At 68.9% G+C, this 15,360-nt stretch carries 14 protein-coding genes; 6 read left to right on the top strand and 8 right to left on the bottom strand.

Annotation, left to right across the window (positions count from 1 at the left end):
• The first annotated feature begins 79 nt into the window (after positions 1-79).
• A complete protein-coding gene (gene cls, locus U4Z64_RS07125; protein ID WP_321819541.1) occupies positions 80-1,519 on the top strand; it encodes a cardiolipin synthase in 1,440 nt (479 codons plus the stop codon).
• 106 nt (positions 1,520-1,625) lie between these two features.
• Here cls and U4Z64_RS07120 read toward each other — a convergent pair whose 3' ends face one another.
• Positions 1,626-2,105 carry a glutathione peroxidase gene (locus tag U4Z64_RS07120; RefSeq protein WP_321801211.1) on the bottom strand — a complete coding sequence of 160 codons (480 nt, stop codon included), beginning with the start codon at positions 2,103-2,105 and terminating at the stop codon, positions 1,626-1,628.
• A gap of 136 nt (positions 2,106-2,241) precedes the next feature.
• Here U4Z64_RS07120 and U4Z64_RS07115 point away from each other — a divergent pair, with 136 nt between their 5' ends.
• On the top strand, positions 2,242-4,173 hold the full coding sequence (locus U4Z64_RS07115; RefSeq protein ID WP_321809235.1) for an ATP-binding cassette domain-containing protein: 1,932 nt from the start codon (positions 2,242-2,244) through the stop codon (positions 4,171-4,173).
• 203 nt (positions 4,174-4,376) lie between these two features.
• On the opposite strand, the gene U4Z64_RS07110 is transcribed toward U4Z64_RS07115, so the two are convergent.
• From U4Z64_RS07110 to alr, 3 genes are all read right to left on the bottom strand, one after another.
• Positions 4,377-4,643, bottom strand: a complete 267-nt coding sequence (locus tag U4Z64_RS07110) for a DUF2866 domain-containing protein (RefSeq protein WP_044847945.1) — start codon at positions 4,641-4,643, stop codon at positions 4,377-4,379.
• Positions 4,644-4,792: 149 nt separating this feature from the next.
• Positions 4,793-6,169, bottom strand: a complete 1,377-nt coding sequence (gene radA / locus U4Z64_RS07105; protein WP_044847946.1) for a DNA repair protein RadA — start codon at positions 6,167-6,169, stop codon at positions 4,793-4,795.
• An 11-nt stretch (positions 6,170-6,180) separates the two neighbouring features.
• Positions 6,181-7,251 (bottom strand): alanine racemase, encoded by a 1,071-nt coding sequence (gene alr, locus U4Z64_RS07100; RefSeq protein WP_044847947.1) that lies wholly within the window; start codon positions 7,249-7,251, stop codon positions 6,181-6,183.
• Positions 7,252-7,469: 218 nt separating this feature from the next.
• Between alr and lplT the strand changes: the two genes are divergently transcribed.
• Together lplT and thiD are read left to right on the top strand one after the other, a co-directional pair.
• Complete coding sequence (lplT, locus tag U4Z64_RS07095; RefSeq protein ID WP_044847948.1) at positions 7,470-8,777, top strand: lysophospholipid transporter LplT; 1,308 nt, start codon at positions 7,470-7,472, stop codon at positions 8,775-8,777.
• A 58-nt stretch (positions 8,778-8,835) separates the two neighbouring features.
• Positions 8,836-9,645 (top strand): bifunctional hydroxymethylpyrimidine kinase/phosphomethylpyrimidine kinase, encoded by an 810-nt coding sequence (gene thiD, locus U4Z64_RS07090; protein ID WP_321819540.1) that lies wholly within the window; start codon positions 8,836-8,838, stop codon positions 9,643-9,645.
• A gap of 18 nt (positions 9,646-9,663) precedes the next feature.
• Here thiD and U4Z64_RS07085 read toward each other — a convergent pair whose 3' ends face one another.
• From U4Z64_RS07085 to tsaB, 4 genes are read right to left on the bottom strand one after another with little or no spacing between them, the layout of a single operon-like run.
• Complete coding sequence (locus tag U4Z64_RS07085; protein WP_321819539.1) at positions 9,664-10,623, bottom strand: DUF1853 family protein; 960 nt, start codon at positions 10,621-10,623, stop codon at positions 9,664-9,666.
• The gene (locus U4Z64_RS07080; RefSeq protein ID WP_321819538.1) at positions 10,620-11,732 is read right to left on the bottom strand and encodes a uracil-DNA glycosylase; all 1,113 of its coding nucleotides are present in this window, start codon (positions 11,730-11,732) and stop codon (positions 10,620-10,622) included. Before U4Z64_RS07080 ends, U4Z64_RS07085 begins: the two co-directional genes overlap by 4 nt.
• Entirely contained in the window at positions 11,719-12,219 is a 501-nt protein-coding gene (gene rimI / locus U4Z64_RS07075) for a ribosomal protein S18-alanine N-acetyltransferase (protein WP_044847952.1), read from the bottom strand. The genes U4Z64_RS07080 and rimI overlap by 14 nt, the downstream gene beginning before the upstream one ends.
• A complete protein-coding gene (gene tsaB, locus U4Z64_RS07070) occupies positions 12,216-12,983 on the bottom strand; it encodes a tRNA (adenosine(37)-N6)-threonylcarbamoyltransferase complex dimerization subunit type 1 TsaB (RefSeq protein WP_321819537.1) in 768 nt (255 codons plus the stop codon). Before tsaB ends, rimI begins: the two co-directional genes overlap by 4 nt.
• A gap of 147 nt (positions 12,984-13,130) precedes the next feature.
• Between tsaB and U4Z64_RS07065 the strand changes: the two genes are divergently transcribed.
• On the top strand, positions 13,131-13,400 hold the full coding sequence (locus tag U4Z64_RS07065) for an acyl-CoA-binding protein (RefSeq protein ID WP_044847954.1): 270 nt from the start codon (positions 13,131-13,133) through the stop codon (positions 13,398-13,400).
• A gap of 368 nt (positions 13,401-13,768) precedes the next feature.
• Complete coding sequence (locus tag U4Z64_RS07060) at positions 13,769-15,310, top strand: DEAD/DEAH box helicase (protein ID WP_321819536.1); 1,542 nt, start codon at positions 13,769-13,771, stop codon at positions 15,308-15,310.
• Positions 15,311-15,360: the final 50 nt, after the last annotated feature.

Genomic DNA, 15,360 nt, shown 5'->3' with positions numbered 1-15,360 from the left:
ACCGCTGTCCCGCACGGTTGGGTAAGATGCGCGTAAGCGGCCGTCGCGCCGCACGACTTCAGGAGTCCGTCACGCGCCCATGACCCTCGACTGGCTACATCTCGGCACCCTGATCCTGGCCGTCCATGTGCTCGGGATCATCGCGGCGTGTCATGCGCTCATGAATACCCGCACGTCGCAAGGCGCGATCGCATGGGCCGTGTCGCTCGCCGCGATGCCGTACCTGACGCTCATCCCGTACCTGTTCCTCGGCCGCAGCAAGTTCTCCGGCTATGTCGACGCGCGGCGCCACGAGATGGAAGCGCTGCGCACGCACACGCCGCGCGCGCCATGGCCCGCTGCGGACGCAACCGACGGGCAGGCCGCCGACGCGATCGGCCGGGCCGCCGTGCTCGCGCTCACGCGGCTGGGTGGAATGCCGTTCGTCGGCGGCAATGTGGTGCGCACGCTCGTGAACGGCGACGCAACCTTCTCGGCGATCCTGTCGGCGATCGACGCCGCGCGCGACTACGTGATCGTCCAGTTCTTCATCGTGCGCGACGACGCGCTCGGCCAGATGCTGCGCGACGCGCTGCTCGCCCGCACGGCGGCCGGCGTGCGCTGCTACCTGCTGTACGACAGCATCGGCAGCTTCGACCTGCCGCGCGGTTACGTCGACACGCTGCGCCGTGGCGGCGTCGAGGTCCATCCGTTCGCGACCCACCGCAAGTTCGTCAACCGCTTCCAGCTCAACTTCCGCAACCATCGCAAGATCGTCGTCGTCGACGGCAATCGCGCGTTCGTCGGCGGTCTCAACGTCGGCGTCGAATATCTCGGTGCGAACCGGCGCCTGTCGCCGTGGCGCGACACCCATATCGAGATTCGCGGCCCGGTGGTGGCCAGCATCCAGTACGTGTTCGCCGAAGACTGGCACTGGGCCACGCAGACGCTGCCGCCGCTCGCCGCGCCGCCGGAGGCGCTGCCCGACGACGCGATGCATTGCCTCGCCGTGCCGATGGGGCCGGCCGACAAGCAGGAAACCGGCTCGCTGTTCTTCGTCGAGGCGATCAACGCCGCGCGCGAGCGGATCTGGATCACGACGCCGTATCTCGTGCCCGACGAAGCGGTGATCGCCGCGCTGAAGCTCGCGGTGATGCGCGGCGTCGACGTGCGCATCCTGATTCCGAGCCGGCGCGATCACTACGTGGTGTTCGAGGCGTCGAAGCTCTATGCGCGCGATCTCGTCGACGCTGGCGTCAAGGTGTTTCGCTACCGGCCCGGCTTCCTGCATCAGAAAGTGCTGCTGATCGACCGCGTCGCGGCCGCCATCGGCAGCGCGAATCTCGACAACCGCTCGTTCCGGCTGAACTTCGAAATCATGGTGCTGACCGTCGACCGCGCGTTCGCCGCCGAAGTCGAAGCGATGCTCGACGCCGATTTCGCGCTGGCCTACGAAGTCGATGCGAACGAGTATCGGCACTCGCCCGCGTGGCGGCGTATCGCCATGCACGTCGCGCGCCTGTTCGCGCCGATCCTGTAGCGGTTGCGCGAGCGCCGGCCCCGCGCCGCCGCCCGGCGGCGCATGCTTTCGCACGGCGTGACCCAGGCAGGCTCGATCCGAACCGCCCGCTCGCCGCATCGAACGGTCAAAGCAGCTTGTCGATATCCGCGGCGATTTCCTCGGGCTTCGTCGACGGCGCGTAGCGCTTGACGATCCGCCCGTCGCGGTCGATCAGGAATTTCGTGAAATTCCACTTGATCGCCTTGAGGCCGAGGATGCCGGGCGCCTCGTCGGTCAGGTAGCGGTACAGCGGATGCGCGTGGTCGCCCTTCACGTCGATCTTCGCGAACATCGGGAACGTGACGCCGTAGTTGCGCTCGCAGAACGCGCCGATCTGCGTGGCGTCGCCCGGCTCCTGCTTGCCGAACTGGTTGCACGGGAAGCCGAGCACGAAGAAACCGCGGGCCGCGTACTGCTCATACAGCTTCTGCAGGCCCGCGTACTGCGGCGTGAAACCGCACTCGCTCGCGGTATTGACGATCAGCAGCACCTTGCCGCGATACGCGTCGAGCGACGCGGGTGCGCCCGCGAGCGTCTCTGCGCTGAACGAATACAGGGTGGACATCGGGCACTCCTTTTACGAAACCGTATCGACGTGGAGTCTAGGCGAAATCGCGTCGTTGAGGCACCTGCCGAACGACCGATATCCGGGGCGACGCGCACGCAGTCTAGAATAGCGGTTTTGGTCAGTCATTCCCGCCGTGATCCGTTTCAATCAGTTCAGCCTTGCGCGCGGCACCAAGCCGCTGTTCGAGTCGGCCTCGTTCGTGCTCAATCCCGGCGAGAAAGCCGGCCTGATCGGCGCGAACGGCGCCGGCAAATCGACGCTCTTCTCGGTCCTGCGCGGCGAGCTGCATTCCGACGGCGGCGATTTCGCGATGCCGCCGTCGTGGCGGATCGCCCACGTGTCGCAGGAAACGCCCGCCGTCGACCGCTCCGCGCTCGACTACACGCTCGACGGCGACACCGCGCTGCGCGAGATCGAGGCGCGTATCGCCGCCGCCTCGGCCGCGCACGACGGCGCGGCCGAAGCCGACGCGCACGCGGCGTTCGCCGACGCCGACGGCTATACGGCCCCCGCGCGCGCCGAAGCGCTGCTGCTCGGCCTCGGCTTCACGCTCGCGCAGACGCGCGAATCGGTCGCCAGCTTCTCCGGCGGCTGGCGCATGCGGCTGAACCTCGCGCAGGCGCTGATGTGCCGCTCCGACCTGCTGCTGCTCGACGAACCGACCAACCACCTCGACCTCGACGCGATCGTCTGGCTCGAAGACTGGCTGCACCGCTACGCCGGCACGCTCGTCGTGATCTCGCACGACCGCGAATTCCTCGACTCGATCTGCAACGTCACGCTGCATCTGGAAAATCGCCAGGTGAAGCGCTACGGCGGCAATTACTCGCAGTTCGAAGTGCTGCGTGCGCAGCAGCTGGCGCTGCAGCAAAGCGCGTACGAAAAGCAGCAGAAGACGATCGAGCACCTGCAAAGCTTCGTCGACCGCTTCAAGGCCAAGGCGACCAAGGCCAAGCAGGCGCAAAGCCGGATGAAGGCGCTCGAGAAGATGGAGCTGATCGCGCCCGCGCACATCGCGTCGCCGTTCACGTTCGAGTTCCGCACGCCCGACGCCGCGCCGAACCCGATGATGGTGATGGAAGACGTCCGCTGCGGCTACCACGCCGAGGACGGCACGGACATCCCGATCGTCGAACGCGTGGCGCTGTCGATCCAGAACGGCCAGCGCATCGGCCTGCTCGGCGCGAACGGCCAGGGCAAGTCGACGCTGATCAAGACGCTGGCCGGCACGCTCGCGCCGCTGTCGGGCCACGTGCGCGACGGCAAGGGGCTGACGATCGGCTATTTCGCGCAGCACCAGCTCGAAACCCTGCGCGAGGACGATTCGCCGCTCGCGCATCTCGCACGGCTCGCCCCCGATACGCGCGAGCAGGAACTGCGCGACTTCCTCGGCGGCTTCAATTTCTCCGGCGACATGGCGACGAGCCCGGTCGGCCCGTTCTCGGGCGGCGAGAAGGCGCGGCTCGCGCTTGCGCTGATCATCTGGCAGAAACCGAACCTGCTGCTGCTCGACGAGCCGACCAACCACCTCGACCTCGAGACGCGTCACGCGCTGACGATGGCGCTCGCGCAGTTCGAAGGCACGCTGATCCTCGTCTCGCACGACCGCCACCTGCTGCGCGCGACCACCGACCAGTTCATGCTCGTCGCGAAGCACCGGCTGCAGCCGTTCGACGGCGACCTCGACGATTACCGCGACTGGCTGCTGCAGCATGCGGCCGAGCAACGCGCGGCCGCGAAGGCCGACAGCGCGGCGGCAGCGGGCACGGATCCGGGCGTCAACCGCAAGGACCAGAAGCGTCAGGCGGCCGAAGAGCGCCAGCGGCTGTCGCAGCTGAAGAAACCGCTGCAGAACCGCATCACGAAGCTCGAAAGGGAAATGGAAACGCTGCACGCGGAGAAGGCGCGCCTCGACGCGTTCGTCGCCGATCCGGCGAGCTACGAAGCCGCGCGCAAGACGGAACTGACCGAAGCGATCCGCAAGCTGGGCGAGGTCAATGCCCGGCTCGAAACGGTCGAGGCGGACTGGCTCGCCGTGCAGGAAGAACTCGAGCAGATCGGCTGAACGCGCCCGGCGCGCCGTCAGCCGGTCGTTTCAGCGGCGGCCGGACGTCCTCGGCACGATCCACGGTCTACGATCGACGACCTGCGAACCCGCCCGGCCGAACCGGGCGCGGAAACGACAAGGCCGGGCGCCCGGGCCCGGCCTCTTTGTCATTGTTGCGTTCGACGTGATCGCGTCGGCCGTCCGCCGGCCGCGCCATCCGCTCAACGCCGCGGCAGCGTATCGCGCGGCATCTGCTCGTCATCGCCCATCAGGTGACGCCGCCCTTCGGTCGGCCGGCGAATCGCCGCGGCGACCTCCGCTTCCGTCACGTCCTCGGACACGACCCGGCGCGCCAGGCGCCCTTCGTCGTCGATCCATTCGACGATCCGGCATCCGCCGCCCCACGGCTGAACGATCGGCTCCGACACACGGCAGCCGCGCAGGTTGTAACTGCGTCCGCTCGGCGCTTCCCCATACTGTTTAAACATAGGTTCCCTTCGCATTGTGCGGTTCGACGATCCGGCAAAGGATAGGGAAAAGCGATGTCCGGCGGGTTACATCAGCCTACATATTCATTACAGTCAATTACGCGACAGATCACTGCGGGCCAACGCACGGCGGCGCTGGCCAGCCACGGCTATTCGAGATCGCGCACACGGTCGATCGCCTGCTCGATCCGCTCGACGGCCATCACGTTCAGTCCTTCGATCGGCTGTTTCGGTGCATTCGCCTTCGGGATCAGCGCCGCGGTGAAACCGAGCTTCGCCGCCTCGCGCAGCCGTTCCTGGCCGCGCGGCGACGGCCGGATCTCGCCTGCCAGTCCCACTTCGCCGAACACGATCAGGCCCTTCGGCAGCGCCTTGTTGCGCATCGACGAATGGATCGCGAGCAGCACCGCGAGGTCGGCGGCCGGCTCGGTGATCTTCACGCCGCCCACCGCGTTCAGGAACACGTCCTGGTCGAAACACGCGATGCCCGCGTGCCGGTGCAGCACCGCGAGCAGCATCGCGAGCCGGTTCTGCTCGAGGCCGACCGCGAGCCGGCGCGGGTTCGGCACATGCGCCGTATCGACGAGCGCCTGGATCTCGACGAGCAGCGGGCGCGTGCCCTCCTGCGTGACGAGCACGCAGGAACCCGGCACGACCTGCTCGTGCTGCGACAGGAACAGCGCGGACGGGTTCGCGACGCCGCGCAGCCCGCGCTCGGTCATCGCGAACACGCCGAGCTCGTTGACCGCGCCGAAGCGGTTCTTGAACGCGCGCACGAGCCGGAACGACGAATGGGTGTCGCCCTCGAAGTACAGCACCGTGTCGACGATGTGCTCGAGCACGCGCGGGCCCGCGAGGTTGCCCTCCTTCGTCACGTGCCCGACCATGATGATCGCGGTGCCGGACTGCTTCGCGATGCGCGTGAGCTGCGCCGCGCACTCGCGCACCTGCGCGACCGAGCCGGGCGCCGATGTCAGCGCTTCGGAATAGACGGTCTGGATCGAGTCGATGACGGCGACGTCCGGCCGTTCCGCGTCGATCGCGGCCTGGATCTTCTCGAGCTGGATCTCGGCGAGCAGCTTCAGCTCGGCCGCCGGCGCGCCGCCGTCGAGCAGCGCGAGCCGTTGCGCGCGCAACGCGATCTGCGCGGCCGATTCCTCGCCGCTGATATAGAGCGCGCGCCGCTCGCTCGCGATGTCCGCGAGCGACTGCAGCAACAGCGTCGACTTGCCGATGCCGGGATCGCCGCCGATCAGCACGACGCCGCCCGGGACCAGCCCGCCGCCCAGCACGCGATCGAATTCGCCGATGCCGGTGGAGAAGCGCGGCACGTCGGCCGCCTCGATGTCGACGAGGCGCTGCACGGGCGCGCGTTTCGCGAGCGACTGGAAGCGATGGGCGGCCGGCGACTCGGCGACCGATTCGACGAGCGTGTTCCAGGCCTGGCACGACGGGCATTGCCCCTGCCACTTCGGGGTTTGTCCGCCGCACTCGCTGCAGACGTAGACGGTTTTCTGTTTGGCCACGCGTGCTGCCCTTATTCCGCGCGCACCGGCACGCGGGCGGCGACCGCGCACATCAGTTCATAGCCGATGGTCCCGCAATGGCGCGCGACGTCGTCGATCGGCAGCGCGTTGCCCCACAGCTCGACCCGCGCGCCGACGCCGGCCTGCGGGCACGGCGTCAGGTCGACGGTGATCATGTCCATCGACACGCGGCCGACGATCCGCGTGCGGATGCCGTCGACGATCACGGGCGTGCCTTCGGGTGCGACGCGCGGATAGCCGTCCGCATAGCCGCACGCGACGACGCCGATGCGCATCTGCGCTTGCGCGGAGAACGTCGAGCCATAGCCGATCGCCTGCCCCTTCGCGATCGTCTGCACGGCGATCAGCTCGGAGGCGAGCGTCATCGCGGGCTTCAGGCCCGTGTCGGCGATGTCGGACGACAGCCCCGACGGCGATGCGCCGTACAGCACGATCCCCGGCCGCACCCAGTCGAAGTGCGTATCCGGATGCCACAGCACGGCCGCCGAATTCGCGAGGCTGCGCGCGCCCGCGATGCTTGCCGCGCCGCGCTCGAACGTCGCGAGCTGCTCGGCGACGCCGCGCTCGTTGTCGGCGTCCGAAAAATGGGTCATCAACGTGATCTGGCCGATGCCGGGGCACGCACGGGCGCGCTCCCACGCGGCGCGGTACTTCTCCGGCACGTAGCCGAGCCGGTTCATCCCGCTGTTCATCTTGAGCTGCACGTTGACGGGCTTCGACAGCCGCGCCGTCTCCAGCATCCGCATCTGCTCGTCGTTGTGGACGGTGGTCGTGAGGCTGTAGCGGTCGATCACGTCGATGTCGGTCGACCGGAAGAACCCTTCGAGCAGCAGGATGGGGCCGGCCCAGCCGAGCTCGCGCAGCTTCACGGCCTCGTCGAGGTCGAGCAGGCCGAAGCCGTCGGTGCCGCGCAGGCCGGGAAACACGCGCGCGAGACCGTGGCCGTACGCGTTGGCCTTGACGACCGCCCAGACCTTGGACGGGCCGGCAAAGCGGCGGACGACGGAGAGATTGTTCGCGAGGGCGGCGGTGTGGATGGTGGCGGAGATCGGGCGCGGCATGGGAAATTTACGTAAAGACGCTTGCGAATCATCAGCTTACCGCGCCTTTTGAGCACCGAAGCCGACAATTTGCGGAACGATCGGGGAATCTTGCTAGTCCGAATTGCCGTATTTTCGTGTTATAAAGCCGTGCGCACAACCCATTTCGAACGGAATAAGCCGATCGCATACCAGGCGGCCTACGCGGCCCTGCCGCAGCGACGAAAGCATCGCATCAGATGAAAAAAGGTTTTTACACCATCATGGCCGCGCAGTTTTTCTCGTCGCTGGCCGACAATGCGCTTCTCATCGCCGCCATCGCCCTGCTGAAAGACCTCCACGCCCCCAACTGGATGACACCGCTGCTCAAGCTGTTCTTCGTGTTGTCGTATGTGGTGCTGGCGGCCTATGTCGGTGCGTTCGCCGATTCGCGTCCGAAGGGGCGCGTGATGTTCATCACCAATTCGATCAAGGTGGTCGGCTGCCTGATCATGCTGCTCGGCGCCCATCCGCTGATCGCATACGGCATCGTCGGGTTCGGCGCCGCGGCCTACTCGCCCGCGAAGTACGGCATTCTGACCGAGCTGCTGCCGGCCGACCGGCTCGTCGCCGCGAACGGCTGGATCGAAGGCACGACCGTCAGCTCGATCATCCTCGGCACCGTGCTCGGCGGCGCGCTGATCAGCCCGCACATCGCGTCGCACGTGATCGCGCACACGCCAGCCTGGATCGCCACGCCCGCCGAAGCGGCGATGGTGATCATCATGGCGATCTACGTGATCGCCGCCATCTTCAATCTGCGGATCCCCGATACCGGCGCGCGCTACCCGAAGCAGGAGCGCGGCCCGGTCAAGCTCCTCACCGACTTCGCCGACTGTTTCATGGTGCTCTGGCGCGACAAGCTCGGCCAGATCTCGCTCGCGGTCACGACGCTGTTCTGGGGCGCGGGCGCGACGCTGCAGTTCATCGTGCTGAAGTGGGCCGAAGTGTCGCTCAACATGTCGCTGTCCGAAGGCGCGATCCTGCAGGCGGTGGTCGCGGTCGGCGTCGCGGGCGGTGCGATCGCCGCCGCCGCGCGGATCCCGCTGAAGAAGTCGCTCAGCGTGCTGCCGGTCGGCATCATCATGGGCATCGCGGTCATGCTGATGGCGTTCTACACGCGCGACCTGTTCCCGGCGCACTGGGCCGTGCATTTCGGCCACCTGCGCCTGCCCGTGTACCTGATCGTCGCGTACATCTTCCTGATCTGCGTCGGCGCGCTGTCCGGCTACTTCGTGGTTCCGATGAACGCGCTGCTGCAGCATCGCGGCCACGTGCTGCTGTCGGCCGGCCATTCGATCGCGGTGCAGAACTTCAACGAGAACCTGTCGGTGCTCGTGATGCTGTGCCTGTATGCGGTGCTGGTCTGGCTCGACGTGCCGGTCGGCGTCGTGATCGTGCTGTTCGGCACGTTCGTGTGCCTGACGATGTGGCTCGTGATGCGCCGCCACCAGGCGAACCAGCGTCAGTTCGACTCGGTCGCGCTGATCGGCGAATCGCGGCACTGACGTTACACTTCCTGTTTCCGTCCGTCGGCGCCGGTCTTCGAACCGGCGCCTTGCCATCATGACGCACCCGATACCCAACGTCCTGACGATCGCCGGCTCCGACTCGGGCGGCGGCGCGGGCATCCAGGCCGATCTCAAGACCTTCTCCGCACTCGGCGCGTACGGCGCGAGCGTGATCACCGCGCTGACCGCGCAGAACACGCGCGGCGTGACCGGCGTGCACGCGCCGGACGCCGCGTTCGTGACCGCGCAGCTCGACGCGGTGTTCGACGACATCCGCATCGACGCGGTCAAGATCGGCATGCTCGCGAACGCGGCGATCGTGCACGCGGTCGCCGACGCGCTGCGGCGCCATGCGCCGCGCTTCGTTGTGCTCGATACGGTGATGATTTCGAAGAGTTCGCACGCGCTGCTCGCACCCGATGCGGCCGACGCATTGCGCGACGCGCTGCTGCCGCTCGCGACCGTCGTCACGCCGAACCTGCCCGAAGCGGCCGCCCTGCTCGGCGACACGCCCGCGATGACCGAAGACGACATGGTCCGGCAAGGCCAGGCGCTGCTGAAGACCGGCGCGCGCGCCGTGCTGATGAAGGGCGGCCACCTGCCCGACGCGGCCGCGAGCCCCGACTGGCTCGTCGATGCGGCGCATGCGGTCCGGTTTGACGGCACGCGCGTGCCGGTCAGCAACACGCACGGCACGGGCTGCACGCTGTCGTCGGCGATCGCCGCGCTGCTGCCGCAGCGGCCCGATCTCGACAGCGCGGTGCGCGAGGCGAAGGCCTACCTGACCGGCGCGATCGCCGAGAGCGGCCAGCTCGACGTGGGCCACGGCGTCGGCCCCGTCCATCACTTCCATCGCTGGTGGTAAGCGCCGGCTGATGCGGCGTCAGTGGTCCTGGGCAGCGAACGCCTGCGCACGCGCGGGCCAGTCGTCCGGCACGATGAAACCGCGCGCCGTCTCCCGCCATATGCCGTTGCCGTCCTGTCGATGGACGCCGATCAGCGCGGGCGCCTGGCGCGCCGTCAAGGCGGACGGCAACTCGAGCGAACGCGCCAGCGGTTCGGGCGCGGCGTCGGCCGCCACCCGCCGCGGCGCGAGCCATGCGAGCCGCGGCAGCACGTTCCACGCCGCACCGTCGGGCTGCGCGGTGGCCCACGCCGGCCACTGCGCGTGCGTGAGCCAGAACCCGCGCGGATGATCGGCCGCGATTTCCGCGGCCACCGGCGGCAGCGGCACGCCGTGCGGATAGAACAGCCAGCCCTTGATGAACATCTGCGCATCGGACGGCGCGCCGTAGCCCAGCAGCACGAACCCGTGGCGATCGCTCAGCCGCAGCTGATGCTCGAGCAGCCGGCTGCGCTTGCGGTCGAGGCGGTCGACGAGATTCGGCCCGACGAAATCCGCGAGCGACGCGTCGCCGTCGACCGGCGCGCATAGATAGCACTTGACCGCGAGTTCCCAGTGCAGGCGCAGCCCGCCCGGCGCATCGACGAGGAAATCGACCTCGCCGAGCGTCTTGCCGTTGCTGCGCAGCGGCAGGTTGGCGGCGACGAGCCGCAGCGACGGCCCGTGCGTGAGGAAATACTCGAGCAGGCATTCGGCATAACGGCCGAGTCGCACGGGCCGCAGCCCGTCGAGCGCGCGGTGCAGCGGCTCGGGCGCGGCATCGAGCGCGACGAGCCACGCTTCGACCGCCACCCGCTCGACCGCATCCGCCCACGGATGCGCGAGCGGCGCGCCGGGCGCGGCAGTGAGCAGGCTCGGGCTCGCGAGGAGCCAGCCCAGATCGCGGACCGCGGCATCGTGCAGCGTATCGACGAACGCGACCGCCGCGCCGCGCGTCATTGTCCGGCCGGCCCGTGCGCGGCGGCGCCCTCCGCCCGCTGAAACGTATCGCGCGCCAGGCACAGGTCGGCCCACGCCTTAGACTTGTCCTGCAGGCTGCGCAGCAGGTACGCCGGGTGGTAGGTGACGATCACCGGCACGCCTTCGTACGTGTGCACGCGGCCGCGCAGCGATGCGATGCTCGCGTCCGTCTTCAGCAGCGTCTGCGCGGCGAAGCGGCCGAGCGCGACGATCAGCTTCGGCTTCACGAGCGCGACCTGGCGCTGCAGGTACGGCTCGCAGCGCGCGACCTCGTCCGGTTCCGGATTGCGGTTGCCGGGCGGGCGGCACTTGATCACGTTGGCGATGTAGACGTTGTCGCCGCGCTTGAGCGCGAGCGACTGCAGCATGTTGTCGAGCAGCTTGCCGGCCTGGCCGACGAACGGCTCGCCCTGCCTGTCCTCGTTCTCGCCCGGCGCTTCGCCGATCAGCATCCAGTCCGCTTCCCGATCGCCGACACCGAACACGGTATTGGTGCGCTTCTCGCACAGGCGGCAGCTCGTGCAGCCGGCGACGCGTGCGGCGAGCGCATCCCAGTCGAGCATCGCGACCGGCATTGCCGCCGGACGCGCTTCGGCCGGCGGCAGCGGATCGCCGGGCGGCGCCGCGTCGAACCACGCGAAATCGTCTTCGGTGAGCGGCGGCAGGTCGTCCGCGGCGGCGGCGGCGGCCGTGGACGATGCGGGCCCGGCGGACGCGCGATCGTCGTCGATCGCGGCACGCGCGCCGCCGCCCGTTTCGTCGATCGCGGCACGCGCGCCGCTACCCGTTTCCGCAGCCGGTGGCGCGGAGCGCGCGGCGCCGCCAGCGGGCGGCGTATCCGCCAGCGGCATATCGCCGCGCGGGAACACGCGTGCAGGCGCCTGCGTGTCACGCGGCTGCTCCGACGTCGGCCGCGACGCGGGCGCGACGGTTGCGGCCGCAACGGTGGACGCATCGTCCGCCGCGCCCGGCACGCCAGCCGGCCCGGCCCCCGCGCCACCCGCTTCGGCGCCTTTCGCGCGCGAGCCGCGCCGCACCCAGATCTGCGCGAGCCCCATTTCCTCGAGCGCTGCTTCAGCCCACGCCATGCGCGTCCCCTTCGTCCTTGTTCAGCGTCAGACGCATCACGATCGCGTCCTCCCGGCTGCGATGCCGCGCCGGATAGTAGTTCTTGCGCCGGCCGATCGTCACGAAGCCGAAGCGCTCGTACAGATGGATCGCCCGCGGATTGGACGGCCGAACCTCGAGCAGCACGCCGTCGAGCCCCTCCGCGCGCGAGATGCGCACGGCTTCGCGCAGCAGCGCGAGGCCCGCGCCCGACTGCTGGGCGGCCGGCGCGACGCACAGGTTCAGCAGGTGCATTTCGTCGATCACCGGCATCAGCACGCAATAGCCGACGAGCGCGCCCGTCACGTGCCGCAGGCACACGCCGAAATAGCCGTTGCGCAACGAATCCTGGAAATTGCCGCGGCTCCACGGGAATTCGTACGCGACCTGCTCGATCGCGACGACCTCGTCGAGATCGGTGTCGGTCATCGGCGACAGATAGCGGTCGCTCAACAGGACGCCCGTCATCCTTTTGCTCCGTCCGTCTGCGCGGCACGCGCGGCCATGCGCTCGGCGGTGGTCTGTGCAACCTTGTCGCGCACGTATTCGGGTGCGGCCTGGTCGGCCGGCACCGTCCGGCCGGCGCGGAACGCCCGCAGCCCGGCATGCGCGACCGCCAGCGCATGCGGCAGCGCATCGCCGTCGATCACGGCCGCGGCCGCCGCCGCCGGCAGTTGCGCGCCGAACGCGGCGGCCGCGTTGCCCGCGAGCGTGAACGGCGCGTCGGGCACGCCGACGGCGCCCGGTGCATCGAGCGACGCCGGATGCAGCGTGCGCCAGTCGCCCGTCTGCTCGTCCCACACGAAGTCGGCCCAGTACGCTTCGTCCATCCGCGCGTCGAGCGCGGCCAGCACGCGCGTCGTGCCGGGTGCGCGCAGCCGCGCGTGCTCGGCGCACGCGAGCAGCGTGCTGACCGGCACGACCGGCAGCCCGCGCCCGAACGCGAGCCCCTGCGTAATGCCGGTCGCGGTGCGCAGCCCGGTGAACGAGCCGGGGCCCGCGCCGAACGCGATCGCGTCGCAATCGGCGAACGTGAGGCCCGATTCGGCGAAGAGCTCCTGGATGGCCGGCAGCACGCGCGTGCTCGACACGGCGCCCGTCAGCTCGTGGCGGACCCAGGTTTGCGGGGTGGAAACGGCGTCATCGGCGAAAGCCGAGCGCAGCAGCGCGACCGAGCAGTATTCGGTCGACGTATCGATGGCGAGGAGCACTGTTTGCGTCATGGCCGACATTGTAATGCGGCGCCCCGCTCCCACGGGCGATCGGACCCGATCGCGATGCGCGCGCCGCGCGGGCGGCGGTTTGGAAGGATCGCTCGACCCCGCGCGGCGCGGCGCTTGTTAAGATCGCCCGACCTGAAACCCTTACGGAGACACACGATGAGCGAACTCACCGCCCAATTCGACCAGGCCCAGGTCGACGTCAAGCAACTGACCGAGCGACCGGGCAACCTGACGCTGCTGCGCCTGTATGCGCTCTTCAAGCAGGCGACCGACGGCGACGCGCACGGCGACAAGCCGGGTTTCACCGACATCGTCGGCAAGTACAAGTACGACGCGTGGGAAGCGCTGAAAGGCACGACCCAGGATGCGGCGAAGCAGCAATACATCGAACTCGTCGAATCGCTGAAGAACGGCACGGCGTCCTGATCTGTCCCGCCTGCCGAGACCGGCAATCAATAGGCAATCAAATCAGTGGCGCAGCGCAGCAAATATCTCTATAATGCTGGCTGCGTCACCTCCCGCGCTCGGCTCGCAAGCCGTTCCGGCCCGACGCCTCGTAGCGTTAAGCTCCAATCCGGTTTAGAACCTGTCCCCTCCTGCTTCGACCCTCGCGGTCGTCAACTAGGCTGGCGGCCCCCGCTCCAGAAGCGCGCCGCACCCAAAACAGCTTCTAATGCCTCATCCGCCGACGGTTCGGCGGATTGCACCCGTTTCCCGATTTGCTCGCTGAATCCGACGACTTGGGTATGCGCGATTGGCGCCGACGTTTCACCCACTGTGTTTCAAGGATTGTTATGACTTCGAGCATCAACTCCAGCCCGCTCAACGCGATCGCCGACCAGGCGCTCGGTCTCGAGAACGCCGCCGCACCGGCCGCGGTCGAACCGGCGTCGGACGAGCCGACTTTCGCGTCGCTCGGGTTGTCGCCGGAGATCGTCTCCGCGCTGCAGGCCGCCGGCTACGCCAAGCCGACGCCGGTCCAGCAGCGCGCGATTCCGGCCGGCATCGCCGGTCGGGACCTGCTGGTGTCGAGCCCGACCGGTTCGGGCAAGACGGCCGCATTCATGCTGCCCGCGATCGAACGTTTCGCGCAGCTCCAGAAGGCGCAGGCGCAGCAACCGCGCGCGCCGCGCGAACCGAACCAGGGCGACCGCCGTGCGCGCCGCCCGCAGCCCGTCGCCCGCCCGGGCCTGCTCGTGCTGACGCCGACCCGTGAACTCGCGATGCAGGTCACCACGGCCGCGTCGACCTACGGCAAGCACCTGAAGCGCCTGCGCACGGTCAGCATCCTCGGCGGCGTCGCCTACGGCCAGCAGCTGATGCTGCTCGCGAAGAACCCCGAGATCCTGGTCGCCACGCCGGGCCGTCTGCTCGACCACCTCGAACGCGGCCGCATCGACCTGTCCGAACTGAAGATGCTCGTGCTCGACGAAGCCGACCGCATGCTCGACATGGGCTTCATCGAAGACATCGAAACGATCGTCGCCGCGACGCCCGAGTCGCGCCAGACGATGCTGTTCTCGGCTACCCTCGACGGCAAGATCGGTTCGCTGACGAGCCGCCTGCTGAAGGATCCGGAACGCATCGAGATCCAGCAGCGCCTCGAATCGCGCGCGAACATCGCACAGACCGTCCATTACGTCGACGATCGCGACCACAAGGACCGCCTGCTCGATCACCTGCTGCGCGACGACGCGCTCGACCAGGCGATCATCTTCACGGCGACCAAGATCGATGCCGACCAGCTCGCCGGCCGTCTCGCCGACGCCGGCTTCGAATCGGCCGCGCTGCACGGCGACCTGCCGCAGGGCGCACGCAACCGCACGATCCGCGCGCTGCGCGAGCGTCGCGTGCGCGTGCTGGTCGCGACCGACGTCGCGGCCCGCGGCATCGACATCCCGGGCATCACGCACGTGTTCAACTACGACCTGCCGAAGTTCGCGGAAGACTACGTGCACCGTATCGGCCGTACGGGCCGTGCCGGCCGTTCGGGCACCGCGGTGAGCCTCGTGCACCACGCCGAGCAAGGCGCGCTCAAGCGCATCGAGCGCTTCGTGCGCTCGCCGCTGCCGGTCAACGTGATCGAAGGCTTCGAGCCCCGCAAGGCACCCCCGCGCAACGATCGCGGCACCGGCGGCCGCGGCCGTCCGGGCGGCGGTAACGGCGGTCGTCGTTTCGGCGGCAAGCCGGGCGGCGGTCATGGCGCCAACGGCCGCAGCTACGGCGGCGGCAATGGCGGCGGCTGGAGCGGCAAGCCGGGCGGCAGCCGTGACGGCGGCCCGCGTCGCGACGGCCAGCGCAGCGGCGGCCCGCGTCGCAGCAATTCGGCGTCGTAAGCACGCCCCGGCGGCCCCCGTGGCCGCCCGCCCATCCGGCAAACCGGCGC

Source organism: Burkholderia sp. BCC1996 (assembly GCF_905339955.1).
Classification (GTDB): domain Bacteria; phylum Pseudomonadota; class Gammaproteobacteria; order Burkholderiales; family Burkholderiaceae; genus Burkholderia.
The sequence above is the reverse complement of the archived record's forward strand: the minus strand, read 5'-3'. Positions and strand labels throughout refer to the sequence as shown.

What these genes read in the sequence shown, in the direction of transcription:
- cls (WP_321819541.1), top strand. Translation starts at nt 80, where the DNA reads ATGACCCTCGACTGGCTACATCTCGGCACCCTGATCCTGGCCGTCCAT.
- U4Z64_RS07120 (WP_321801211.1), bottom strand. Translation starts at nt 2,105, where the DNA reads ATGTCCACCCTGTATTCGTTCAGCGCAGAGACGCTCGCGGGCGCACCC.
- U4Z64_RS07110 (WP_044847945.1), bottom strand. Translation starts at nt 4,643, where the DNA reads ATGTTTAAACAGTATGGGGAAGCGCCGAGCGGACGCAGTTACAACCTG.
- alr (WP_044847947.1), bottom strand. Translation starts at nt 7,251, where the DNA reads ATGCCGCGCCCGATCTCCGCCACCATCCACACCGCCGCCCTCGCGAAC.
- lplT (WP_044847948.1), top strand. Translation starts at nt 7,470, where the DNA reads ATGAAAAAAGGTTTTTACACCATCATGGCCGCGCAGTTTTTCTCGTCG.
- thiD (WP_321819540.1), top strand. Translation starts at nt 8,836, where the DNA reads ATGACGCACCCGATACCCAACGTCCTGACGATCGCCGGCTCCGACTCG.
- U4Z64_RS07085 (WP_321819539.1), bottom strand. Translation starts at nt 10,623, where the DNA reads ATGACGCGCGGCGCGGCGGTCGCGTTCGTCGATACGCTGCACGATGCC.
- U4Z64_RS07080 (WP_321819538.1), bottom strand. Translation starts at nt 11,732, where the DNA reads ATGGCGTGGGCTGAAGCAGCGCTCGAGGAAATGGGGCTCGCGCAGATC.
- rimI (WP_044847952.1), bottom strand. Translation starts at nt 12,219, where the DNA reads ATGACGGGCGTCCTGTTGAGCGACCGCTATCTGTCGCCGATGACCGAC.
- tsaB (WP_321819537.1), bottom strand. Translation starts at nt 12,983, where the DNA reads ATGTCGGCCATGACGCAAACAGTGCTCCTCGCCATCGATACGTCGACC.
- U4Z64_RS07065 (WP_044847954.1), top strand. Translation starts at nt 13,131, where the DNA reads ATGAGCGAACTCACCGCCCAATTCGACCAGGCCCAGGTCGACGTCAAG.
- U4Z64_RS07060 (WP_321819536.1), top strand. Translation starts at nt 13,769, where the DNA reads ATGACTTCGAGCATCAACTCCAGCCCGCTCAACGCGATCGCCGACCAG.